At 27.5% G+C, this 23,780-nt stretch carries 20 protein-coding genes; 18 read left to right on the top strand and 2 right to left on the bottom strand.

Going from position 1 to position 23,780, the window contains the following annotated elements:
* The first annotated feature begins 348 nt into the window (after positions 1-348).
* The 4 genes from AC2A4K_RS16905 to AC2A4K_RS16890 all read left to right on the top strand — a co-directional run bounded on the left by AC2A4K_RS16905 (position 349) and on the right by AC2A4K_RS16890 (position 5,892).
* Complete coding sequence (locus AC2A4K_RS16905; RefSeq protein WP_322504866.1) at positions 349-738, top strand: hypothetical protein; 390 nt, start codon at positions 349-351, stop codon at positions 736-738.
* 74 nt (positions 739-812) lie between these two features.
* Positions 813-2,435: a DUF927 domain-containing protein gene (locus AC2A4K_RS16900; RefSeq protein ID WP_322504865.1), complete on the top strand. Its 1,623-nt coding sequence runs from the start codon at positions 813-815 to the stop codon at positions 2,433-2,435.
* 358 nt (positions 2,436-2,793) lie between these two features.
* Positions 2,794-4,449 (top strand): recombinase family protein, encoded by a 1,656-nt coding sequence (locus AC2A4K_RS16895; RefSeq protein ID WP_322504864.1) that lies wholly within the window; start codon positions 2,794-2,796, stop codon positions 4,447-4,449.
* A gap of 120 nt (positions 4,450-4,569) precedes the next feature.
* Positions 4,570-5,892: an RES domain-containing protein gene (locus tag AC2A4K_RS16890; RefSeq protein WP_322504863.1), complete on the top strand. Its 1,323-nt coding sequence runs from the start codon at positions 4,570-4,572 to the stop codon at positions 5,890-5,892.
* 219 nt (positions 5,893-6,111) lie between these two features.
* On the opposite strand, the gene AC2A4K_RS16885 is transcribed toward AC2A4K_RS16890, so the two are convergent.
* Complete coding sequence (locus tag AC2A4K_RS16885; protein WP_322504862.1) at positions 6,112-7,002, bottom strand: SDR family oxidoreductase; 891 nt, start codon at positions 7,000-7,002, stop codon at positions 6,112-6,114.
* A gap of 125 nt (positions 7,003-7,127) precedes the next feature.
* Here AC2A4K_RS16885 and AC2A4K_RS16880 point away from each other — a divergent pair, with 125 nt between their 5' ends.
* The 13 genes from AC2A4K_RS16880 (at position 7,128) to AC2A4K_RS16820 (ending at position 20,924) form a co-directional block, all read left to right on the top strand.
* Positions 7,128-8,567 (top strand): FAD-dependent oxidoreductase, encoded by a 1,440-nt coding sequence (locus tag AC2A4K_RS16880; protein WP_322504861.1) that lies wholly within the window; start codon positions 7,128-7,130, stop codon positions 8,565-8,567.
* Between the two features lie 156 nt (positions 8,568-8,723).
* Positions 8,724-9,218, top strand: a complete 495-nt coding sequence (locus AC2A4K_RS16875) for an NAD(+) diphosphatase (RefSeq protein ID WP_322504860.1) — start codon at positions 8,724-8,726, stop codon at positions 9,216-9,218.
* Positions 9,219-9,579: 361 nt separating this feature from the next.
* The gene (locus AC2A4K_RS16870) at positions 9,580-10,869 is read left to right on the top strand and encodes a cation:proton antiporter (protein WP_322504859.1); all 1,290 of its coding nucleotides are present in this window, start codon (positions 9,580-9,582) and stop codon (positions 10,867-10,869) included.
* A gap of 550 nt (positions 10,870-11,419) precedes the next feature.
* Positions 11,420-11,782 carry a phage holin family protein gene (locus tag AC2A4K_RS16865; protein ID WP_322504858.1) on the top strand — a complete coding sequence of 121 codons (363 nt, stop codon included), beginning with the start codon at positions 11,420-11,422 and terminating at the stop codon, positions 11,780-11,782.
* Positions 11,783-12,011: 229 nt separating this feature from the next.
* A complete protein-coding gene (locus AC2A4K_RS16860) occupies positions 12,012-13,451 on the top strand; it encodes a potassium/proton antiporter (RefSeq protein ID WP_322504857.1) in 1,440 nt (479 codons plus the stop codon).
* Between the two features lie 172 nt (positions 13,452-13,623).
* Positions 13,624-14,793: an iron-containing alcohol dehydrogenase gene (locus AC2A4K_RS16855; RefSeq protein ID WP_322504856.1), complete on the top strand. Its 1,170-nt coding sequence runs from the start codon at positions 13,624-13,626 to the stop codon at positions 14,791-14,793.
* Positions 14,794-14,925: 132 nt separating this feature from the next.
* On the top strand, positions 14,926-15,957 hold the full coding sequence (locus tag AC2A4K_RS16850; protein WP_322504855.1) for a TRM11 family SAM-dependent methyltransferase: 1,032 nt from the start codon (positions 14,926-14,928) through the stop codon (positions 15,955-15,957).
* 139 nt (positions 15,958-16,096) lie between these two features.
* Positions 16,097-16,945: a hypothetical protein gene (locus AC2A4K_RS16845; protein WP_322504854.1), complete on the top strand. Its 849-nt coding sequence runs from the start codon at positions 16,097-16,099 to the stop codon at positions 16,943-16,945.
* A gap of 17 nt (positions 16,946-16,962) precedes the next feature.
* Positions 16,963-17,643 (top strand): response regulator transcription factor, encoded by a 681-nt coding sequence (locus AC2A4K_RS16840; protein ID WP_322504853.1) that lies wholly within the window; start codon positions 16,963-16,965, stop codon positions 17,641-17,643.
* 88 nt (positions 17,644-17,731) lie between these two features.
* Positions 17,732-18,661 carry an ABC transporter ATP-binding protein gene (locus AC2A4K_RS16835; RefSeq protein WP_322504852.1) on the top strand — a complete coding sequence of 310 codons (930 nt, stop codon included), beginning with the start codon at positions 17,732-17,734 and terminating at the stop codon, positions 18,659-18,661.
* Positions 18,661-19,437, top strand: coding sequence for a DUF2705 family protein (locus AC2A4K_RS16830; RefSeq protein ID WP_322504851.1), 777 nt, complete (start codon positions 18,661-18,663; stop codon positions 19,435-19,437). Before AC2A4K_RS16835 ends, AC2A4K_RS16830 begins: the two co-directional genes overlap by 1 nt.
* 51 nt (positions 19,438-19,488) lie before the next feature.
* Positions 19,489-20,400 (top strand): sensor histidine kinase, encoded by a 912-nt coding sequence (locus AC2A4K_RS16825; protein ID WP_322504850.1) that lies wholly within the window; start codon positions 19,489-19,491, stop codon positions 20,398-20,400.
* A gap of 185 nt (positions 20,401-20,585) precedes the next feature.
* Positions 20,586-20,924, top strand: a complete 339-nt coding sequence (locus AC2A4K_RS16820; RefSeq protein ID WP_003469869.1) for a zinc ribbon domain-containing protein YjdM — start codon at positions 20,586-20,588, stop codon at positions 20,922-20,924.
* A gap of 150 nt (positions 20,925-21,074) precedes the next feature.
* Here AC2A4K_RS16820 and rd read toward each other — a convergent pair whose 3' ends face one another.
* The gene (gene rd, locus AC2A4K_RS16815) at positions 21,075-21,236 is read right to left on the bottom strand and encodes a rubredoxin (protein WP_322504849.1); all 162 of its coding nucleotides are present in this window, start codon (positions 21,234-21,236) and stop codon (positions 21,075-21,077) included.
* A 373-nt stretch (positions 21,237-21,609) separates the two neighbouring features.
* Between rd and AC2A4K_RS16810 the strand changes: the two genes are divergently transcribed.
* Positions 21,610-23,775, top strand: coding sequence for a YhgE/Pip domain-containing protein (locus AC2A4K_RS16810; RefSeq protein WP_322504848.1), 2,166 nt, complete (start codon positions 21,610-21,612; stop codon positions 23,773-23,775).
* The last annotated feature ends 5 nt before the right edge of the window (positions 23,776-23,780 follow it).

The raw sequence follows: 23,780 nt of genomic DNA, 5'->3' as shown, positions 1-23,780 counted from the left end.
CGAAATTTAAAGAATTAAAGAGGAAACAAGAGCTGTTCCTATTTTACAAAAAAGATAGATTATGTATAAGTTGCTAAGATATTGAAAAAATATTAGAATATATTATCTTTTTTTACAATATTTATGTAAAAATTGCCAAAAAAGTCTGAGGAAGACGCGCCGACGGCGTGTTGCCGCGTACTCCTAAATTAACAAAAAATGTAAAGAGAAAAAAATGTTAATCGCGAAATTCCGCGTTTTTAGGAAGTTGAAGGTAAACTTCAAATATTTTAATATAATAGACAAGCTAGTTGAAAAAATATTTAATAATAGGGTGTGCACACTCCTTGAAATAAGGAGGAATTTCAAATGAATTTTTTTAGAAAACAAGGAATAACAGTAGGATTAAACGATGTTGAAATAATAAAAGCAGAGGTAAACATTAGTAAAAATGGATTTGAATTGCTTAAATTATATGTTGTAAATCATGAAGGTACTATTAAAAGTTTTAACATAAAAACATCAGATAATGAAAAGATAGATACTCTTTTAAAGCTAAGGTACAATGATGTTAATGATGAAAACATAAATCAAATAGATTTTGCGATAAATGAACAAGATTTTGTTGGTCTGAAAATTAGAATAAATGTTGGTTTTAGAAATGAATACCTTAATATTCTTGAAATAATGGAATGTCCAGAAGAAAGTTACTTTGAAGAAGAAAATGTCATTGAAGATGATTACCAAGAAGAAGTTTGATAAGTAATAGAGTTCCCCTAGAAAATCTAGGGGAACAAAACTAAAAATAAATCAAAACTTGGAGGTAATTAAAAATGACTAAAAATATAACAACTGATAAAAAATTCTTATGGATCGAAAATAACGGAGAAAAGAAGAGATTAAGTAGATACATGAAAATAACAGAAATTCTGAATAATATAGATGATAAAACTTTTAAAGCAAACTTAGAGTTTCTTACCTTAAATGGAATTTCTAATATAACAGTTGGTAGGGAAATATACTTAAATAAAAATAAGTTAATAGATTTACAAAATAAAGGTTTGGATGTTGTAAGTAGTAATGTTAACGATTTAATAGAATATTTAAGAGAATGCGAATACAAAGCAGTTAAAAAGAATGTTCACTCTAAATTAGGATTTTCAAATTACAACGGAAATGAAATCTACAAACTTTACAATGCAATAGGCATAAAATCAGAATATGTTGGAGAATATGATGTTAAACCAAGAGGTTCTAAAGAAAAGTACATAGAAATGCTTAAAAATGAAGTCTTTGGGAAATGTGAATTAGAATTTGTCATAGCTTCATCATTGTCAGCAGTAACATTAGGATACATAGGAGAAGAACTTGGGCTAGATTCACTGTTGATACATTTAGTAGGAAATTCTACAACAGGAAAGTCTACAGCATTAAAACTAGCAATTTCATGCTTTGGATATCCTGATGTAAAAAGAAATGGATTATACAGTACATATAACTCAACAAACAATGCAATTTTAAAGAAACTTACAGGATTAAAAGGTGTTCCACTTGCATTAGATGAAATTTCAATGTCACACACAAATAACTTTACTAATTTTGTCTATAGTGTAGCAAATGGAACTGATAAAGATCGTCTTAATAAAGACTCTGAACTTAAAGAAAAAGAAACTTGGCTAACGACAATTTTGTCTAATGGTGAAAGGTCACTAATTTCATCATCTAATAAAAATGCTGGTGTTCAAATAAGAGTAATAGAGTTAGAAAATGTTACTTGGACTAAGGACGCTAAAAATGCAGAGAATATAAAAGAAGCTATACTTGAAAGCTATGGTCATATAGGGCTTGAATTTGCTGGGTTTGTAATGCAAAAGGAAAAAGAAGCATTAATAAATCAATTTAAAGAAGTTAAAAATAGTTTTAAAGATGAGTTAGAGCAAAAGGAAATTTCAGATAATATGATTGATAGAAGATGTGAGAAGTATGCAATAATTCTACAAACAGCTTACTTGTTTGAAGAGATGATGAATGTTCAATTAAAAATAGAAGAAATAAAGGAAATGTTAATTGAAGTTGAAAAAGAATCAATTAAGAACAGAAACTTTAAAGAAAGTGCAATAGACTACATAAAGCAATATGTTGAAAAATACAAAAATAAATTCATAACAGAAGGTAATACAAATTCATCAAATGACATTTTTGGTAAGTTAATTAAAAATAAAAATAATAACAATAACATTGAAGTCCAAATGGACAAGATTTCTTTTGAAAGAATGATAAAAGAAGGTGGATTTGAAGATAAAAATGTTGTTCTAAAAGAATTAAAAGCTAGTGGATTTTTAAACTGTGAATCGGATAGATACACTAGAAGTAGAAAAAATGAATTTGGGATAACTGTTGATTACATAGTTGTTAGCTTAAATCAATGTACGGCTATATTAACAAAGAGTTCTTAAAATCCATAAGGGGAAAAGGGAGAAAACCCCGTTTCCCCGTCAATTTTAAAACATAAATATTTTTTTCTTAAATTTTAATTTTTTAATTGTATAAATTAGTAAATAGAGCCTAAAAATTTTGAGATGTTTAAAAATCTACGGGAAAACGGGATTTTTAAATTAAAGTTGAGTTTCTAAAGAAAGAGGTAATTAAGATGAATGAAAATTTTAATATAAAAGATGTAATAGATTTAGTTGTAGATATGATTTTTGATGAGTTAAGACAGAAAATAGTAACTGATAGAGAAGGAATTGAAGAAAAAGAATAAATATATATTATTTTTTTGATTAGGATTAGTTAATTAAAGGAGTGATATATATGGATAAGAAAAAAGTTGCTATATATGCTAGAGTTTCAACTGTTGAACAAGCAGAAGAAGGATATAGTATAGATGAACAAGAAAGGCTACTAAGAGAATACTGTGATAAGCATGATTTAGAGGTATATAAAACTTATTCTGATAGAGGGATAAGTGGTAAAGATATAAAACATAGACCAGAACTAAAAGAAATGTTGAAAGATTCGGAAGAAGATAAGTTTGATATGGTTTTAGTTTGGAAGATAAATCGTCTAAGTAGAAAGCTAGCTGATGTTTTAAAAATGGTAGAACTCTTTGAAAAGAATAATGTAACATTTAAATCATACTCAGAGCCATTTGAAACCAATACACCAGCAGGAAAAATGCAATTTCAGATGATGGCATTAATAGGAGAGTTTGAAAGAGGAACAATAGCGCAGAATGTTAAGATGGGAATGTTAGCACGAGCCAGAGAAGGTAAGTGGTGTGGAAATAGAGTTCTAGGCTACGATATAGTTCCTGTTGAAGGTTCACTAAATAAAAAGAGAAAAGAAACTAAGTTAGTAATAAATGAAAAAGAAGCTGAAACAGTTAGACTAATTTTCAATGAATACAGTAATGGTAATGGATATAAAGCCATAACTAATAAGCTAAATAAACTAGGATATAAAACTAAAAAGGGAAATAACTTTTCAGTTGGTTCAATCAAAGACATTCTAACTAATCCAGTTTACATAGGAAAAATTAGATATAATGTAAGACAAGATTGGTCAGAAAAGAGAAGAAAGAATATAAACCCTAATCCAATAATGGTTGATGGACTTCATGAAGCAATAATAAGTGAAGAATTGTGGGACAAGGTTCAGAAAATACTAGAATCAAAGAAAGGTAAGCCAGCTAGAATATACGATGGTGAATATCCTTTAACAGGAATACTTAGATGTCCAGTTTGTGGAGCAGGAATGGTCATAATGAGAACAACCAATAAACTAAAAGATGGAACTAAGAAAAGAATAACATACTATGCTTGTGGGAACTGGAAGAATAAAGGTACAGCAGTCTGTAATTCTAATGCAATAAGAGTCGATAAAGCTAATGAATATGTCTTTGGAAAGATAGAAGAACTACTGTCTAATGAAAAGATGGTTAAATCAATAATAGAAAACATAAATAACACTAGAAGAAGCAATGTAGAACCAAACAAGAAAAAGTTAGAGAAAATAGATAAAGAACTAAGTAAGCTAAAAAGTAGAAAAACAAAAATACTAGAAGCATATGAAGATGACTTAATAACAAAGGAAGAATTAGTTGAAAGGAAATCAGAGCTAGATAAGAATATAAGTGCATTAGAAGAAGAAAGACAAAAACTTTTAATAACAGTAACAGACGAAAATCAAACAGAAGTTTCATATGATGTAATAAAAGAAATTCTACAAAGCTTTGGAAGAATAATGAGTAATTGCACAAGTAGAGAAAAACAAAAGATGTTACTACATATGATAGTTTCAGAAATAACAATAGGAAAAGATAGAGAAATAGATTCAATAAAACTAAAAATAAATGATGGTTTAATAGACTATTTAAGTAATGAAGAAGAAGTGCCTATGAAAGGTGCTTCTTCTTTTCTTATGCAACATTTTAGATTTGGTAGAATGAAGTTGAATTTAGTGATTTAAAATATTGGATTTTAATATAAGACTATAAGTGTTTAGTCTTTAAAATAAAAAAGTTATAATATAAAGTAAAGAAGAAATTAGTATAAATTATGTTAATTAATATAAAAGGAGATATAGTTTATGAGATGTTTAAATTGTTCTAATTTGATAAATAGTATAGATAATTTATTAATTAGTTTCAATCCTGATAAATATGGATTAAGTAAAAACGAGTCAAATAAAATTTTAAAGTGTAATAGTTGTAATGAAGATATATTATATGGAGATTATTATTTAGATGAGGAATATTCGGAAGTTGATGATATTAAAGAAGATTTGTGTTATGAAGTTGCAAAAGCTATAGAAAAAAATATTAAGTCATGTTCAAATTGTGGACATGGGAATAGAATGAAAGATTTTCAAGCAAGTTTATATACTTATTTCAAAGAAGATAATGAATATGAGGAGTTATGGGATAAATATAATGTATCTACAGAATTACAAGAGTTAATATGTGATAATAGTTTAATAGATGAAGAATATTATTATTTAATAATAGATAATATTAGATGTCCGAAATGTGGAAATGGTGGAGGTGCATATAGTAAAGATACAATGGATTATGAGAAATTTGATAAATATTCAGAGGTATATACTAGAAGAGATATTGAATTATTTGATGAAAAATTTTATGGAGATTATCCAGAAATAAAGAAATACTTAAAACTAGTTGATGAAACAATAACTGTAGATGAACTTGAAAAATTTAGAGATGAATATATGAAAAATCCAATATTTATTTTTAATAATAAAGTATTTAAAATTATATATTCAAAATTAGAAGAAACTTACAGAAAAAAACAAATTATTTTACTATACTCTTCTAAAAGATTATTTAGAACAAGATTAAATAAAACTGGACAAATATATACAAAAGAATCAATGTGGAATCCACCAAGTGGTAAACCTAATCAAGGTAGATATAATTTCCATGGTAAGTCTGTGTTATATTGCTCTAATAATATTGAGATATTAAAAAAAGAGATAAAGGCTAATAAAGATGAAGAGTATAATTTTGCAGTACTTAGGTTATTAAAGCCTATGAATTTACTTCCAGTAGATTTGATTTTTGATGATTTTGATGGCTTCATAAATGATAATTCTGTAGATGATAATTGTTTAAAGAAAAAGTATATAATTACTAATATAATTCAAATGATATGTGAGCAAATTGGATATAATGGAGTAGCATATAAATCTGTAAAAGATAATAGATATGTAAATTATGCACTTTTTAATTTTGAAAAGAATAAAGATATAGAGATTATAAAAGTATTTAAGGAGAGTTTTATAAATAAGGAAAAAGTAAAAAGTTCAATATTTGATGATGATAATGAATTGGAAAAAATGATTAAAGAGTATTATCAACAAAAAAGTAAAATAGAAAATAATGATAGTAATTAGATTTAAAAGGATAATTTCTTATTATAAAAAATATCACTTAAATATGATACGGAGAACCGTATCACAAGTAAATGAGGTTTTTACTAAGTATAAAATAAAAAAACAAAGTGATAGCATATATTAATACTTATTTTGTATTAGTATAAGTCAATTTAGAAATTAATTAATAAAAATATGTGCTTAAGTTTATAAGCACATATTTTTATTTACTTAATTCATTTAGCTTTCAACCATTGCACCACCATTTACATGAATAACTTGTCCTGTTACGTAGGAGGAATCATCAGATGCTAAGTAGACATAAGCAGGAGCAAGTTCAAAAGGTTGTCCCGCACGCTTCATAGGTACATCGGATCCAAATTTAGCTACCTCTTCAGCTGAAAAGCTTGAAACTATAAGTGGTGTCCAAATGGGACCAGGTGCAACTGCATTAACTCTTATTCCGTCTTTAACTAAGGATTGAGATAGAGATCTTGTGAATGTTACAACTGCTCCTTTAGTTGATGAATAATCTATAAGATTTTTTTTACCTTGATAGGCTGTAATAGAGGTGGTATTTACTATTTTACTTCCTCTTTTCATATGTTTTAGAGCTTCTTGTGTAAGATAGAACATAGGAAAAATATTTATTTTAAATGTTAGCTCTAATTGAGATTCTGAAATACATTCTATGCTATCTTGTGGGAATTGAACACCTGCATTATTTATTAAAATATCTATACCTCCAAGAGTATCAACGGTAAATTGAACTAGCTTTTTGCAAAACTCTTTATGCATTATATCACCAGGTATTAGATAACATTTACCACCATATTTTTCAACATATTTTTTAGTAGTCTCAGCATCATCATGTTCATAAAGGTAGGAAATTACAATATTTGCTCCTTCTTTTGCAAAAGCTACTGAGATGGCTCTACCAATTCCACTATCTCCTCCAGTGATTAATACAGATTTATTCTTTAATTTACCACTACCTTTATAATTAGGGTTATCAAATATAGGTAGGGGATCCATTATTGATTCAATTCCAGGTTGAAGCATTTGATGTTGAGGTGGAAAGTTTTTAGGTAAATTTTCAATGTTTATATCATTATCATGATATGGATTCATTTAATTCTCCTAAAAGATTTATAACAGTAATTATTCTATGAGATTTTACATATATTTGTGAAAGTTTGCAAAATATATCTTATGTATATAATTTTAAAAATAGAATACTAAAATGAGGTGATTTTGTGAAATCAGTATGGAGTGAAAGTTGTAAACTAAGAAAAAGAAATAGTTTGAATAAAGATATAAAAATAGATACTGTAATTATCGGTGCTGGAATAGCAGGGATATTAACAGCATACATGTTAAAGCAAAATGGTAAGGATGTAGTTTTAATTGATGCAGCTGAAATAGCAAGTGGAAATACTAAAAATACTACTGCAAAGATAACATCTCAACATGACTTAATTTATAATAAATTAATATCAGAATTTGGAGAAGAAAAGGCTAGACAATATGCGAAAGCAAATGAACTTGCTATAAAAAAATATAAAGAAATTATTGAAGAAAGGGGAATAGATTGTGACTTTGAAGAGAAAGCAGCATATGTCTATTCTTTAAATGAAATAGATAGTCTTAAAGAAGAGGTAGAAGCAGCTAATAAAGTCGGTATTAATGCTGAATTTGTAGAAACTTCTAATCTTCCTTTTGAAATTAATGGAGCCGTTAAATTTAATAATCAGGCACAATTTAATCCACTTAAATTTTTAAATGATATTTCAAAGGATTTAATTATCTATGAAAATACTAAAGCATTAGAAATTAAAGAAAATTTAGTAGTTACAAAGGGTGGAAATATAACTGCAAATAATATAGTGGTAGCAACACATTATCCAATAATGAATGCACCAGGGTATTATTTTATGAAAATGCATCAAGAAAGATCATATGTTATAGCTTTAGAAAATGTAAAAGATATTGATGGTATGTATATAGATGTTGATAAAAGCGGATACTCCTTTAGAATGTATAAAGATTTATTATTGTTAGGCGGTATAAAGCAAAGAACAGGAGAAAATGAAGAGGGTGGAAGCTATGATGAGTTAAGAAGGGTTGCAAAAGAATTGTATCCAAAGTCAAAAGAAAGGTATCATTGGTCAGCTCAAGACTGTATGACTGTGGATGGAATACCTTACATAGGGAAATATTCTGATGAAACACCTAATATATACGTTGCCACAGGATTTAATAAATGGGGAATGACAAGTTCTATGGTGTCAGCCATGATAATATCAGATATGATATTAGAAAAAGAAAATGATTTTTCAGAAATATTTTCTCCAAAAAGGTTTGAGCTATCATCATCAATAAATAATATTGCTAATGATTTAATTACAACAGCTAAGAACTTTATTGCACAAAAGATATATATTCCAAGTAGTGATATAGAACATATCCAAAATGGTCATGCTGGAATTGTTGAGTATAATGGAGAGAAGGTCGGTGTTTATAAAAATAAAGAGGGAAAAGAATTTATTGTATCAACAAAATGTGCTCACTTAGGATGCCAACTTAGTTGGAATGCAGATGAATTAACATGGGATTGTCCATGTCATGGATCAAGATTTGATTATAAGGGACGATTAATAGGAAGTCCAGCGACTAAAGACATTATAGATGATTAAATGCAATTAGATGTTTAAATGAGTTAATACCAGAGCAAAATAATAAAGAAGAACCGAATCTATATGAATGAGGTTCTTTTTTCTATTTACTTTATAACTGAATGGTAATATAGTATTATAATTTATAGACCATATAGATGTAAAAGGAGTAATAATATGAGTTATTGTTTTCAATGTGGAACTAAGTTAATAAATAAGCCATGTAATAATGAAGGAGAAATTCCATATTGCAGTAAATGTGAAGTATTTCGTTTTCCTACCTTTAGTTCAGCCATAAGTGCGATTATTTTAAATCCTGATAAAAATAAAGTATTGCTTATACAACAGTATGGACGAGTAGATAATATACTTGTAGCAGGATATATCAATAAAGGTGAAGATGCAGAACAGACTTTAGTAAGAGAAATAAAAGAAGAAACAGGTCTTAATGTTAAGGATTATCAATATATGAAGAGTAGATATTTTGAAAGAACTAATACACTAATGTGCAATTTTATTTGTACAGTAGACAGTGAAGATTTAAATCAAGTTAATGAGGAAATTGATAAAGCACAATGGTTTACTTTTAAAGATGCACTAGAGAATATTAAAAGTGAAAGTTTAGCAGAGGAATTTTTAATATATGCCTTTAAAAAAATGAATTATATATAATTTTATAAACATTAATTAAATGAATTAAGTTATATTAATTTAGAAGCTTATATCTTTATTAATTAGGATAAAATAAATTTATAGAATAAAAGTGTAATAAGAATATAAAGAAATATCTTAAAAAGGTATTTCTTTATATTTTTTAGTTGTTTTATTGTAAATATTTATAAAATATACAAAAAAGAGTATATGAAATTCCATAAAAAATAATAAAATCCAAAGATAACACTTTATTAATACCTTATTAACCTTTTGTTGATGTTATAAATAAAGAAAAATTTAAAATAGAGGTATTACTACGTAAGAATAATAATATAAATATTATTTAAGGGTATTGATGAATATAAGGGAGGTTATCTAAATGATAAAAGGAATTATATTATTAGCAGTATTTACAATTATAGCATTAATGGTCGGAAAATTAGTTTCAAAGCTTAATTTACCATCTATACTTGGATGGTTATTAACTGGCATGATAATAGGTCCACATGCACTAAATTGGATGAATAGTAGCATAATGGATACAAGTTGGTTTCATATTATAAGTAATGTTGGAGAAGTTTTAGTAGGTATGCTAATAGGTGCTGAGTTAATATTAGAAGAGCTTAAGAAGTCGGGAAAACAAATATTGACTATATGCCTTTTTGAAGGTATGACGGCATTTATAGTTGTTACAGTGGCATTTTTAATATTTGCAGATGTTCCAATTTCTATAGCTTTAATATTTGGAGCAATTGCCTTAGCAACAGCACCAGCACCATCTTTGTCAATAGTTAAGGAGTATAATGCTAAGGGGCCGGTTTCAAAGACTTTAATACCTCTTGCTGCATTAGATGATGTGTTAGCACTAATTGTATTCTTCTTAGTTATAGGTGTAGTTTCAGGAAGTATGACTGGAGAATCGGTAAATATTATTTCTATATTAATGATGATAATATTGCCATTAGGTATTGGAGCATTTACAGGTATTATAGGAGCTAAAATATTACAAAATAAAAAATGTAAAGACGTAGATGACTCAGATGAAACAGAAAATAAAGTTTTACCTAATAAAAATTCAAAGTTAGAAATTTTATTAAAGCTCTCATTCCTTATAGGCATTACAGTTATTATTGGAAGATATGTAAATGATAATATACTATCAATAAACTTATTACTTTCTGGTATATCTTTCTTCGCTATTATTGTAAATAAAGTTGAAAAAGAAAGATTAAATGAGATAATGGAACTTTTTAATCCTATAATAGGCATAGGTTTAGTTGTAATGGTAGTAAATTTAGGAGCACCACTAGATTATAATTTAATATTTGGTGCAGGATTACTTACTGTAATATATATAGTATCTCGTGGAATTGGTAAGATATTAGGTGCTTACACAAGTGGTAAGTTGGTAAAAGCTGATGATAAGGTATGTAAATATTTGGGTTTATCTCTTTTACCTCACTCAGGAGTATCTCTTATATTTACAGGAATTGCAGTTGATGCATTATTTCCATTTGAGCCAGAGTACGCCATGATGATACAAGGTACTATTGCAGCGGCGGCAGTTATAAATGAGATTATAGCAGTATTTTTAGCTAAGCAAGCATTTAAAATGTCTGGAGAAATTCAAGTGAAAGAAGAGTCTAATACAGGAGGATTAAGTACCTAGAAAATAAAATATATAATAAACGGATATAAAAGTAGAAGGTTAAACCTACTTTTATATCTTTTTTATTTTAGAAGTGAGTTTGTATATTTATCTAAACTCACTTTTATAATTTTTAAAGAATATTGATTATTAATTATCATATGTATTAGCTTGAGTTAAGGTGATTTGACCACAATGATACGCTCATTGATTAGTAGACTTATAGTCGTCATGATTATACATAGGATAAAATTGAAAGAAGAAGTAAGAGTTAATTTTATCATTACAAATTTTAAAGATATCAGTAGTATTAATATTTATATTATAAAGTAAGTTTTTATAGAAAATTTTAATCTTAAAAACATTATAGAGAATATTATTTCATATAGTGGTCAACATATAAGTGTAAATAAAATAAGTAATTATATAAACATGTATTACTTATTTTACAATTAATATCTAATTATTCAATCAATACTTGGAAATTAGATATAGTTTTATGGATTAAGTTAAAATAATAATTTAAAAGGTGTTTTGTAAAAAACATAATTTTATCAAAGGAGGAAATCTTATGGGAAACGAAAATAATAAAAAAGGTGAAGGTAGCATATTAAAATGGATAGGAAGATTCATATTAGTTGCAATAGTTTTATTAGTAACATCATTTGTAACTCCAGGTTTTTCAATAAAGGGATTTTGGCCATTTTTAATAGCTGCTGTTATAATATCAGTACTAGATTATTTAGTAGAATTATTTATGGGTGTTGATGCATCACCTTTTGGTAAAGGAATAAAAGGATTTATAATTGCTGCAATAATAATATACGTAACACAATTCTTAGTTCCAAGCATGAGTGTATCTATTATAGGTGCGTTATTAGCCGCTTTAGTTATTGGAATTATAGATGCAGTAATTCCTACTAAAGTTATGTAATTTTAAAGATTTATATAACAAAATTGAGAGTATTAAAAATTATAATTTATTAACTGCTGATAACTAAGTTAACAGCAGTTTTTTTATTTTTTTTATATTTTTAATTTTAAGCACATAAAATCTTAAAAATTATAATTTAATATAAAAAGTATAATTGGGGAAATCAAATTTAAAAGTCGAGGAAAAAATAAAGAGGTATTTGCAAATAAATTTAAGGGGGTACTTTAATATGGTGAATTTAATGATACTAAGTGGACTAGTACTACTTACATGCATAATATCTAGTAAGATTTTTTATAAGTGGGGGGTGCCTGTACTTTTAGTATTTATTATAATAGGGATGCTATTTGGATCTGATGGTATTGGTGGAATATATTTTGATAACTATAATATTACCTATTCTTTATCATCAATAGCCTTGGTATTTATAATGTTTTATGGTGGTTTTTGCACTGAGTGGAAAAAGGCAAAGACTATATCTGTGCCTGCAATTATGTTGTCTACCTTAGGTGTTGTAATAACCGCAGGACTTACAGGTCTATTTTGTTATTTTGTATTGAAAACAAGCATATTTGAAGGATTATTATTAGGATGTATTGTTGCTTCTACAGATGCAGCTTCAGTTATGTCCATTTTACGTTCAAGAAATTTAAAGCTAAAAAATAATATTGATACATTAGTAGAGTTTGAAAGTGGAAGTAACGATCCAACTGCATATATGCTAACAAGTGTTATGTTAATTTTTATTACAAGCAATGAATCAATAGGTATCGGACTTGTTGGTATGATATTTAAACAAGTGGTTTTTGGTGTAGCAGTTGGTTTTCTTTTATCAAAGCTTGCAGTTTTTATATTAAGAAAAGTAGAGTTTGAAATTGAGGGATTATATCCTATATTCACTATAACAGTGGCTATTTTGGCTTATTCAATCAGTGAATTTTTAGGTGGAAATGGATACTTAAGTGTCTTTATTGCTGGTATAGTAATGGGAAACTCTAAAATACCTCACAAGAAGAGTTTAAATCAGTTTTTTGATGGGTTATCATGGATAATGCAGATAATGCTATTTTTTATGTTAGGACTTTTAGCATTTCCATCACAACTTCCAAGCGTTGCATTTGAGGGAATAGCTATTTCAATATTTTTGATATTGGTAGGAAGACCAATAGCTGTATTCTCAATATTAAGTTGGTTTAAAGTTCCTATAAAGGAGCAAGTATTCATATCTTGGGTTGGTCTTAGAGGAGCAGCTTCATTAGTTTTTGCTATATATGCAATAACTAGGACTTCAGCAATTGAAAATGATATTTTTCATATTATATTCTTTATTGCATTATTCTCAGTAGCAATTCAGGGAACATTAATACCTTGGTTTGCAAAGAAATTAGATCTAATATGTCATGAAAATGATGAAAGTGAGAATAAAAAGAAGCTTAAAAATAGGATAAAAGACTATATATTTGAAGTCAAAGTTGGAGAGAACAATAAGATTGTAAATAAAGCTATAATGGATTCAGAAATTCCAGATGAAATTTTAATTGTTATGATAAAAAGAGAGAATAAGGTTGTTATTCCAAAAGGATTTACTATTATTAAACCTAGTGATACATTGGTTTTAACAAGTGAAAATAGTGAAATTATGAATAAGTTTTTAGAGGAAATAAAATAGTATAGGATTTGTTGTCATAAAAAAAGGAATGATTAGTCATTCCTTTTTTTATATTAAATTCTGATTTTTAGAATATAAATGTTAGAAGGAATTATAATATCTTGACTTGGAGTTTACTCTAAGAGTTATGATAAAGATATAAATAAAAGGTATTCTAAAAGGAGATGGGAATATGAATTTTAATTATTACATGCCAACAAGACTTTTATTCGGAAAAGGACAATTAAATAATCTTCATAAGGAGAAGTTACCAGGAAAGAAAGCTTTGATAATAATATCTTCAGGAAAATCAACAAAGAAATTTGGATATTTGAGAAGGCTAGAAGAACAACTAGAATTAGCTAATATTGAATATATTTTATTTGATAAGATTCTTCCAAATCCAATAAAATCACATGTTATGGAGGGTGCTAAAATAGCAAAAGATAATGAATGTGACTTTGTTATAGGACTAGGAGGCGGAAGCAGTATTGATACGGCTAAGAGCATAGCTGTAATAGCTACAAATGAAGGTGATTATTGGGATTATATCGATGGAGGAACAGGAAAAGGATTTGAAGTTAAAAACAATCCACTTCCTATAGTAGCTATTACGACTACAGCAGGCACTGGAACAGAGGCTGATCCATGGACTGTAATAACAAATGAAGATACTAATGAAAAAATAGGCTTTGGTTATGAAAAAACATTTCCTACTTTATCAATAGTTGATCCAGAATTAATGATGACAGTGCCTCCAATGCTAACAGCATTTCAAGGATTTGATGCTTTATTCCATAGCACAGAGGGATATTTAAATAATACTGCTTATGCTATAAGTGATATGTATGCTATTAAAGCTATTGAGTTAATAGGTAAGTCATTAGCTAAAGCTGTTGAAGATGGAAATGACGAAGAGGCAAGATCGGATGTTGCTTTAGCTAACACATTATCAGGTCTTGTTGAATCAACTTCAGGGTGTACATCAGAACATTCAATTGAACATGCATTAAGCGCATATCATCCTGAACTTACTCATGGAGCTGGATTAATAATGATAAGTGAGGCTTATTATACTCATATTGCTCAAAGTGGAAAATACGATGATAGAATGATAGACATGGCTAAAGCTCTAGGTAAAAAAGATGCTAACAAAGCTATGGATTTTGTTGTAGCTTTAAAAGACTTAATGAAAGGCTGTGGAGTTGACAATTTAAAGATGTCTGATTGGGAAATTAAAAAAGAAGATATGGAGAAGTATGCTAGGAATGCAAGAGAAACTATGGGTGGATTATTTCAAGTAGATCCAATTGTAATAACTGATGAAGATGTTGTATCTATCTTAAACAAATCATTTAAATAAAATATAAAAAACAGAGTATTTTTGGTAAAAAGTACTCTGTTTTTTTATATTAATATTTAATCTATGTGATGTTATAATATTATGGATAAAAAAATAGAAGTACAAGATAAGAAGAAATGAGGATGTTTTTATATGAGCAGATATGCGATACTTGCAAATCCAGGACATAATCGTATCTATTTTGATACAGCGCTTAAGATTGCAGTCTCAGAATTAGAAGCAATTGCAGAAGCTTATGATATGGAGATTAGTGAGATTGAGGAAGGAAATTTAGGGCTTCCAGCTTCAATATGTTTCAGCACAAATAGAGAGCTTAAGGAAGAGGATTTTAAAGCATTAGGTTTTTCGTCAATTTACTATGCTTTATTTGAAATAGTAGAAGGAAATCTATTAAGACCTATTAGTGTACCTGATTTTCATACATTCCCAGAGAGTATGGTTCAAATATTAAAATACAATGGAAAGACTAATGAGCAATTTACTAGGCTTATGGTAAATCTTGCTTTAAGTGCATGTAAAACTGGAAGTAAAAAGATAACTTTATTTGACCCTATGTGTGGTAAAGGGACAACCTTATATGAAGGTTTTATAAGAGGGTTTGATGTTAAAGGAATTGAGATAAATGAGCAATGGACTCAAGAAATTCAAACATATATTGTTAGATTCTTAAAAGAAGGAAAATATAAGCATAAAACACAGAAATCAAAACAATCTGATGCTAAAGGTAAAAAGATTGCTAATGTATTTACTTTAACTGCAGCCTCAGAGAAGGATGCTTTTAACTCAGGAGAGGTACAATCATTCCAATTATTTAACTCAGATACTAGAAAAGCAGATTTTCTTATTAAGAAAAAATCATGTGATATTATAATATCTGATTTACCTTATGGAGTTCAACATGGAAGTAAAAATGATAGAGATTCTTTAATGGAGAGAAGTCCACTAGGTCTTTTAAAAGAAGCAATTCCAGCATGGCACAATGCATTAAAAACTAAAGGAAGTCTTGTTTTATCATATAACGAATTTACTATGAAGTATGATGATGTAGCTGTGGTTTTAGAGAAAAATGGCTTTAAGGTTCTTGATGAAGCACCTTACCACAATTATTTACATAGAGTAGACCAATCAATAAATAGAAATTTAATAGTCGCTGTTAAGGCTTAAAAATAGAGGATTACTTTTTAGTAATCCTCTATTTTTTATCAATTAAATATCAGGTGTTTTTATGGTTTTTTAATATTTCCAATAGTATAATTAAAAGTAATAATTTGTAATGTTAAATTAATTTTTAGGGGGATAAGATATGAAAAAGAGGTTAATTATTGTGGCTATAGTAGGGACTATACTTGTTGGAGGAACCACGGCTGCTATAGCCTTGAATAATAATTATTCTGAAGCTAAGAAAGAGAGTATTAGTGAAAATGAAAAGGCTACTAGTAGTAAAGAAGAAGAAAGTAAAGAAGTAGTTAATATGGAAGAGAAAGTGGACGATAAACAAGAGGAATCTAATAAAGAAGAACAAGTGGAAATAGCTCAAGAAAATAGTGACCAAGATAACTCTAACAAGAAGGAAAAGCAAGGTGATGAAAATATAAAGCCTAAGGAACAAGATATAATGGAGGGATATGAGATTTTTTATAAAGCTCGTGATGCCTACGATAGAGAAGATTTTGATGAGGCTATAAGATTATATGAAACTATAACTAATAGAGATGCTTTAGCAAAGGTTGAACTTGAGAAAGATAGATTTTATTTTGCAAAACAGGTAAATGACCAGATAGAGGAAGGACAAAAACTTTATGCTTCAGGTAAATATCTTGAGGCAAAAATATTTATGAGTAAGTTAACTAGAGGAAATGCTATGTCACCTAATCAAGAAGCTAGAGCTAATGAAATATACGAAAAAGCAAGTTCGAAAGTTACACCAGAGGAAGAGAATAATCTGAATGGTAATTTTACTTTTGAACAAGCTGTTGAATTTGTAAAGAAAGAAATAGGAGATAACCCTAATAATGTTTATGAAAACTTTCAAGAATACACAGATATACATGGTGCAAAAGTCTATCAGGTAATTGTGAAAAAGAATGGTGATATCAATAATTCAGAACTTTTTGTAGTTGGTTCTGATGGAAGTGTTTTATCAGGGTCTTAAGCTTAGGAGTAGAAAAAATGATGAAGATTTTAGTAGTTGAAGATGACAATGCTATAAATGACTTATTAGCAAATATATTAAGAGATGAAAAATATAAAGTTACTCAAGCTTTTTCAGGAACTGAGGCTAAATTCTGCCTTAAAGAAGAAGAATATCAGGTTATTTTATTAGATTTAATGTTGCCTGGGGTTTCAGGAGAAAATTTAATAGAAGAAATAAGAGAAAAATATAAAAGTTCAATAATTGTTATATCAGCGAAAAGTGATATTGATAGTAAAATAAGTGTTTTAAAAATGGGAGCTGATGATTATATAACTAAGCCTTTTGATGAAAGAGAGGTTTTAGCAAGAATAGAGGTTGTTTTAAGAAGAACACTCAATAATAAAGAAGATGAAAAAAGAACATTTTTTTATAAAGATATAGAATTAAATAGTTTAAGTAGAAAAGTTTTTGTTGGGGAAGAGGAAGTTCAATTAACGACTAAAGAATTTGATATATTAGAGTTGCTTCTCACTAATCCTAAGAAGGTATTTTCTAAGAGTAATATATTTGAAAGCATTTGGAAAGATAATTTTTTTGGAGATGAGAATACTGTAAATGTTCATGTCAGTAATTTAAGGAGTAAATTAAATAAAATAAATAGTGAGGAAAATTATATAAGAACTGTCTGGGGAATTGGTTTTAAGATGGAAGATTAAACTTAATACTTTCTTAAGGTTTTTCTTTAAATAATCTTAAAAAGTAAATTTTAAGATTAATATATAAGATATGGACAAGGAGGACATTATGGAAGAATTAGTTTTAAAAACCAATAACCTTACTAAGAACTTTGGGAATGTATGTTCAGTAAATAATCTTAATATGACAATAAAAAAGGGAGATATATATGGGTTCATAGGAAAAAATGGTTCTGGAAAGACTACAACCTTAAGATTAATAACATCTTTAATATTTCCAAGTAGTGGAGAGGTTATGATATTTGGAGAGAATATAGAAAAGAGTGATATGCTAACAAAGAGTAGAATTGGAGCTGTTATTGAAAATCCAGTATTTTATCCTAATCTATCAGCTAAAGAGAATTTAGAATTTTATAGAATACAAAAAGGAATAGTGGATAAAAACATAATCAATGAAGTTCTAGAGAAGGTAAACTTAGATGATACAGGAAAAAAGAAGTTTAAAAATTTTTCTTTAGGAATGAAACAAAGGCTTGGAATAGCTCTAGCTATTATGAATAATCCAGATTTCTTGATTTTAGATGAACCTTTAAATGGACTTGATCCTATGGGAATAGCAGAATTAAGAGAGATGATTAAAAAGTTAAATGAGGAGCAAAACATAACGATTATTTTATCAAGTCATATATTAAGTGAATTAGCACAAGTTGCCACTAAGTTTAGGTTTATTGACAATGGATGTTTATTAAAAGAAATAACAATTGATGAACTTAATGATGAATGTAATAAGAGTATTTCGATTGTAGTTGATAATGTGGAAAAAGCTATTGTAATAATAGAAGAAAATTTAAATACAAATAATTTTACTGTAATTAATGATCGTGAAATAAGATTATATGACTATTTAGACAATCCATCTGAAGTATCATTTCAATTAAACAGCAATGGAGTAAGAGTTAATTCTATTAAAGAGGTAGGATTAAATTTAGAAGATTATTTTATAAGCCTGATTGCTGATGAAAAAAGAGGTGATATATAATGATGAATTTAATTAGATCTGAGTTTTTTAAGTTAAAAAAAGAAAAAAATGTTTATATTGTTTTATTACTCATAGTTCTACTATTTTTTATTATGTCTAAATTTGCACATGATTATATAGTCATAGGATTAAAAAATATTTTAGGTACTAATAGAGTTAATTTTAATAGTGGATCTAATATTACTGTTGAGATATTAAAGTCAGGAGATATTTTAATATTATTATTTTTACCTATAATTTCATCTGTGCTTATGACAGATTTTTCAGCAGGAACTGTAAAAAACAATATAATATCAGGATATTCTAGAAGTAAAATTTATTTAAGTAAATTAGTAGTTTGCAGTATTACATGTATATTTATAGTTTTGTTTTATGTAATTGTGGCATTTTTAATGGTTACAATAAAAAATGGATACGATGGAAACTTAGATTTAAATTTAATATTAAACACATTAAAGGTTATAGTTATACAAATGCCAATATATATAGGCATAATCTCAACTGCCTTTATGATTGGAGTATTAACTCAAAACAAGACAGTTGTAATAACAGTTTATTTATTATATCAATTTGTTGCAGAAACTATATTTATAGCTTTAGGAGATAAAATTTCTAACATAATGCAATATGAACCAATAAGTAACTTAGATAAGGTGGCACATATAGGTTCTAATACATTTAGTGATAATTTAATTTTTATAGCAATTGGATTAGTAATATTAGTAGTAACAATGTTTATTGGCTTAACTAAAATAAATAGGATGGATATTAAGTAGAATTTTTTTATTAAACAGATTTTAAATAAGAGTAGGTTTAGGATGAGTGAAATGGGAAACATATTTATAGGAATTCTTTTATGTGCATTTGTACTAGCTATGATAAAAATATTCTCATTTAAGAAAGATATAAAAAACATAAATGATAATTTGAACATTATAAAGAACAATAATACAAATAAGAGAATAACAAGCGTATCTATGGACAAACAAATTATTGGGTTAATCAATGAGATAAACTCTATATTAGATGAGAAAGATGAAAATAGGATTTATTATGAAAAGAATAATAAAAATATAAAAGAAATGATAACTAATATATCTCATGATTTAAGAACTCCGTTAACCTCAATAAAAGGATATATTCAGTATGTTAATAATAGATCTATGGATACAGAAGAAATAAAAAATTATTTGAATATAGTAAATGAAAAAGCAATAGTACTTCAAGAATTACTTGATAGCTTTTTTGAGTTATCAAATATAGAAGAAAAAAAGTACCTAATAGAAATAGAAAAAGTAAATGTGAATAGCATACTTACTGATATTATACTTAGTTTTTATGAGGATTTTAATTTGAAACAAATAGAACCTAAGGTTTCTATTCTTGAAGAAAATATATTGGCATTGGCAGATAAAAAGGCTTTAAAAAGAATTTTTGTAAATTTAATTCAAAATGTATTAAAGCATGCAGAAAATGAGGTATCAATAAATTTATATTGCAATGAAAAGTGGGTATTTGTAGAGTTTAAAAATAAAGCTCTTGATTTAAATAAAGATGACGTAGAGCTTTTACATAACAGATTTTTTACAGCTGATAAATCTAGAAGCAATAAAAATAATGGTTTAGGATTATTCATAGCAAAAAAATTAACAGAACAAATGGGGGGAGAGTTTAATATAAATTTAAAAGATAAAAATCTTATATTGAGGATAGAATTACCTAGAATTTTAGTAAATTAGAATAAATTTTATTATTAATTAAGATTTTAGAAGATTATAGTAATTTATCTTAAAAAAGCTTAAAATTTGTCATTATTGCTAGACTATGATATTATATAAGCCTATAAGTAAATCCCTATATGTATAAAAGAATTAAGCTTGTTTATACTAAGGGAATTGAAACTAATGAACGGAGGATATGTAGAATGGATAAATTACCAAATTGCCCTAAATGTAATTCTGAATACACTTACGAAGATGGAAATCTTTTAGTTTGCCCAGAGTGTGCTTACGAGTGGACTCCAGGAAGTGAAAACGCAGATGAGGATGTATTAGTAGTTAAAGACTCAAACGGAAATATACTTCAAGATGGAGATACTGTAACTATAATAAAAGACCTTAAAGTAAAAGGAGCTTCATCAGCTTTAAAGAAGGGTACAAAAGTTAAGAACATACGTCTAGTTGAAGGTGATCACAATATAGACTGTAAAATAGATGGATTTGGAGCTATGAGTTTAAAATCAGAGTTTGTTAAAAAAATATAATTAATTAAAAGGAACATAATAATATTATGTTCCTTTTTGTTTTTTAGTTATATTATAATTTTAAGTATTTTTTATAAGTTTAAAACAATAGAGCAAAAATATATACCTAGTAAATATAAATTTATATTTATTAGGTATATATTCTAAAGATTATTCAGCTTCAGAAAATTCACTTTTTTCAGCACCGCAAAGTGGGCAAACCCAATCGCTAGGAAGATTTTCGAAAGCTGTTCCTGGAGCAACTCCGTTATCTGGATCACCTACAGCTGGATCATAAATATATCCACAATCATTACAAACAAATTTTTTCATAATAAACATCTCCCAAAACTTATTTTCTATTTGTAAATTTATAATATAAATAATATTAAATATTTTATGTGATTTAAAGCAAAAATTTATATATAAATAATAATTTCAATAAAATAATAAATAATATTAAGGAAAAGAATCAATTAGACGTATTTATATATAATACAATGATTTGTTGAATTAATTAAAATACTTTAATTTGAAAACGATAAACTAATAAAAATCTATAAAATCACTTTAAAAAGGTTTATTTGTAAACTAATTTTTGATACTATAGTAATTAAGAGTTTTTAAGAATCTCTTTAAATTTATGATTTAAGATAGAATATAAGGGGACTTAGTTATTTTAGTTTTATTAAATGGAGGTGTGTAAATGAAGTGGAGTAATATTTTAAAAGTGTTTAAGAGAGATATTAAAGCAATAATAAAAAATCCAATAGCACTTTTAATAATAGGTGGAATATGCTTTATACCATCACTTTATGCATGGATAAATATAGCAGCATGTTGGGATCCTTATGAAAATACAAGTACAGTCCCAATTGCTGTAGTAAATAATGATAAGGGAGCTTCATTCAATGGCAAAGAAATGAATGTAGGAGATGATGTCATTGATGAACTTAAAAATAACCATGACATTGGATGGAAAATTGTTAATGCTAAACAGGCAGATATGGGACTAATAGATGGTACTTACTATGCAATGATAGAAATTCCTGAGGATTTTTCAGAAGATTTAACTAGTGTTATGTCTGAAAATCCAAAGAAACCAGAAATAATATATAAGGTTAATACAAAAGCAAATCCTGTTGCAGGAAAAATAACTGAGGTTGCAGAGAGTACTCTTGTAAATGAGATAACATCTAATTTTATAACAACTGTTAATGAAACTATATTCTCTTCATTAAATGGAGTAGGATACGACATTGATAAAAATAAAGAAAATATAATTCAATTGAAAAATTCTATAATAGCTATAGATAAAAATATGAGCTCTATTAAAAATATGCTTAATAATATAAATAGTAACTCAGCAAATTTAAGCACATATTTACAACAAGTTCAACAAACAATGCCTTCAATAACAAGTGGTTTAAATAATATATCACAAGGGGCAGAGAATACAGGGAATTTAATAAATAGCTCTAAAGAGTCTTTAAATAATACCTTTGATAATATCAGGTTAAATTTAACAGAATCAAAAACTTCTTTAGATAAGGTTCAAAATAGTTTAGATGAGCTATCATCGATGGCAAGTGATGCTGGTTCTGCTAAAATTAGTGCTACAATAAACAGAGCTATTAGTGAAGTTAACAAGGTTGATAATAGTGTTACAGCTGTAATTAATTTCTTAGAGGCCATTAATAAAACAAATCCTAATGATAAGATATCTAGTATGATAACTTCTTTAAAAGGAGTTCAAACTTCATTAAATGAAGAAAAAAATAAACTTAATGACTTACAAAATAAAGTTAATAATGGTCAAAGTGTAGATAAAGGATTAGTTAATTCAATAAATGACTTAACTAAGCAAATAGAAGACCAAGTAGGAAATGCAATAAATAGATTTGATAATGATACAAGACCAGCTTTAAATACAATGGCAGATGGACTTGTTAAGGCTACTCAAGGAGCATCAGATTTATTAAATAAAGCTAATGGATTAGTTGATCAAATAAATAATTTACTAAGTACAGCCAATCAAGGCGCTCAGCTTGCAAATTCAACATCAGAGAAGCTTAAAGATAGTTTAGATGAATTCTCAGGTGTCATAAGTGAGTTAAGTTCTAAGCTTCAAAATGTTAGCGATGATGAATTAGGGAAAATAGTAAGCATTCTTCAAAGTAACCCAGCATTTATGGGAGATTTTATTGCGAACCCATTCAATATAAAAGTTGATGCAATATATAAGGTTGCAAACTACGGATCAGGTATGGCTCCTATATATTCAGTTCTAGCTCTATGGGTTGGTTCATTAATATTAATATCTCTATTAAAAACAGAATCTGCTGAGTTTGAAGGTAGTGAAAAGATTAATTTAAGAGAAAAACATTTCGGAAAGATGATGACTTTCGTGAGTTTAGGTATAATACAAGGATTTATAGTAGCCTTTGGAGATAAATTCCTTTTAGGAGTTCAAAGTGTTAATACAGCATTATTGATTTTTATATCAATGTTTGCATCAGCTATATTTACTATAATAGTCTTTACTCTTATGTCAGTATTCGGAAACTTAGGTAAAGCCTTAGCTATTATACTTATGGTTTTACAATTAGCAGGAAGTGGTGGATCATATCCTATACAAGTTGACCCATTATTCTTTAGAATAGTTCAACCAGCATTCCCATTTACCTATGCTATATCAGGGTATAGAGAAGCTATTGCTGGGCCTTTAGTAAGTACTGTGATTCTAGATTTCGCTGTTTTATCTTTAATGGGATTAGCATTTATACTTCTAGGATACTTATTAAAAGGACCTTTAAATCCTAGAGTTAGAAAGTTTGAAGATATGTTTGAGGAATCTGGAATAGCAGAATAAGCTGT

It is taken from the genome of Clostridium sp. LIBA-8841 (genome assembly GCF_057782475.1).
Note: the sequence above shows the minus strand (reverse complement) of the source record. Positions and strands in the feature narration are given on the sequence as shown.

Bases quoted from the DNA above. Each gene is read 5' to 3' on its own strand.
- AC2A4K_RS16905 (WP_322504866.1), top strand. From the start codon at position 349: ATGAATTTTTTTAGAAAACAAGGAATAACAGTAGGATTAAACGATGTT.
- AC2A4K_RS16900 (WP_322504865.1), top strand. From the start codon at position 813: ATGACTAAAAATATAACAACTGATAAAAAATTCTTATGGATCGAAAAT.
- AC2A4K_RS16895 (WP_322504864.1), top strand. From the start codon at position 2,794: ATGGATAAGAAAAAAGTTGCTATATATGCTAGAGTTTCAACTGTTGAA.
- AC2A4K_RS16890 (WP_322504863.1), top strand. From the start codon at position 4,570: ATGAGATGTTTAAATTGTTCTAATTTGATAAATAGTATAGATAATTTA.
- AC2A4K_RS16885 (WP_322504862.1), bottom strand. From the start codon at position 7,002: ATGAATCCATATCATGATAATGATATAAACATTGAAAATTTACCTAAA.
- AC2A4K_RS16875 (WP_322504860.1), top strand. From the start codon at position 8,724: ATGAGTTATTGTTTTCAATGTGGAACTAAGTTAATAAATAAGCCATGT.
- AC2A4K_RS16870 (WP_322504859.1), top strand. From the start codon at position 9,580: ATGATAAAAGGAATTATATTATTAGCAGTATTTACAATTATAGCATTA.
- AC2A4K_RS16865 (WP_322504858.1), top strand. From the start codon at position 11,420: ATGGGAAACGAAAATAATAAAAAAGGTGAAGGTAGCATATTAAAATGG.
- AC2A4K_RS16860 (WP_322504857.1), top strand. From the start codon at position 12,012: ATGGTGAATTTAATGATACTAAGTGGACTAGTACTACTTACATGCATA.
- AC2A4K_RS16855 (WP_322504856.1), top strand. From the start codon at position 13,624: ATGAATTTTAATTATTACATGCCAACAAGACTTTTATTCGGAAAAGGA.
- AC2A4K_RS16850 (WP_322504855.1), top strand. From the start codon at position 14,926: ATGAGCAGATATGCGATACTTGCAAATCCAGGACATAATCGTATCTAT.
- AC2A4K_RS16845 (WP_322504854.1), top strand. From the start codon at position 16,097: ATGAAAAAGAGGTTAATTATTGTGGCTATAGTAGGGACTATACTTGTT.
- AC2A4K_RS16840 (WP_322504853.1), top strand. From the start codon at position 16,963: ATGATGAAGATTTTAGTAGTTGAAGATGACAATGCTATAAATGACTTA.
- AC2A4K_RS16835 (WP_322504852.1), top strand. From the start codon at position 17,732: ATGGAAGAATTAGTTTTAAAAACCAATAACCTTACTAAGAACTTTGGG.
- AC2A4K_RS16830 (WP_322504851.1), top strand. From the start codon at position 18,661: ATGATGAATTTAATTAGATCTGAGTTTTTTAAGTTAAAAAAAGAAAAA.
- AC2A4K_RS16825 (WP_322504850.1), top strand. From the start codon at position 19,489: ATGGGAAACATATTTATAGGAATTCTTTTATGTGCATTTGTACTAGCT.
- AC2A4K_RS16820 (WP_003469869.1), top strand. From the start codon at position 20,586: ATGGATAAATTACCAAATTGCCCTAAATGTAATTCTGAATACACTTAC.
- rd (WP_322504849.1), bottom strand. From the start codon at position 21,236: ATGAAAAAATTTGTTTGTAATGATTGTGGATATATTTATGATCCAGCT.
- AC2A4K_RS16810 (WP_322504848.1), top strand. From the start codon at position 21,610: ATGAAGTGGAGTAATATTTTAAAAGTGTTTAAGAGAGATATTAAAGCA.